Genomic DNA, 505 nt, shown 5'->3' with positions numbered 1-505 from the left:
ACCGGAACCACGCAGAAGTGTTGCCGCGACAGCACCGCCGGTCAGGCATGTCGAACGGGTCGGAAACAGGACGACTGGTCTGATAAGTCGGATTCGTCGTTATACTACGGGCATCGGGACGGTTCAATTCAAGGGTTTTCGAAGCTGATACCGGTTCGCGTCAGCGTTGGGCCGTCAGTCTGGATCGTGCCGTAGTCCCGGGTTCGGTGGTCGGTAGGGGAGTGTTGCATCGACGTGCGCGGTCGGGATCAGGTCGAGCAGTTCCTTCGCACCTTCTTCGCTGACCACATTCGATTGCTTGCCCCGAACAAGCATGGTGGGCACCGTGATCGCCGCCGCAGCATCCCGCGCGCGTTCGTACCGCATGATCGAATCGGCCTGGCGAGTGGGCTCGTCACCGTGACGAAGAAACGCCGGATCCCAATGCCAAAACCACCGGCCGTCACGCAAACGGAGGTTCTTGCGCAACCCCTGCGGATTGGACTTACGAACACGGTTCGGGGTG

General features: G+C 60.8%; 1 pseudogene. It reads right to left on the bottom strand.

From position 1 onward, the window contains the following. Positions 1–174: 174 nt before the first annotated feature. Positions 175–505 (bottom strand): annotated as a pseudogene (locus A8G15_RS31340) (lysophospholipase); the annotation flags it as partial.

The sequence above is a fragment of the Rhodococcus phenolicus genome (assembly GCF_001646785.1).
Lineage (GTDB): Bacteria > Actinomycetota > Actinomycetes > Mycobacteriales > Mycobacteriaceae > Rhodococcus > Rhodococcus phenolicus.
The sequence above is the reverse complement of the archived record's forward strand: the minus strand, read 5'-3'. Positions and strand labels throughout refer to the sequence as shown.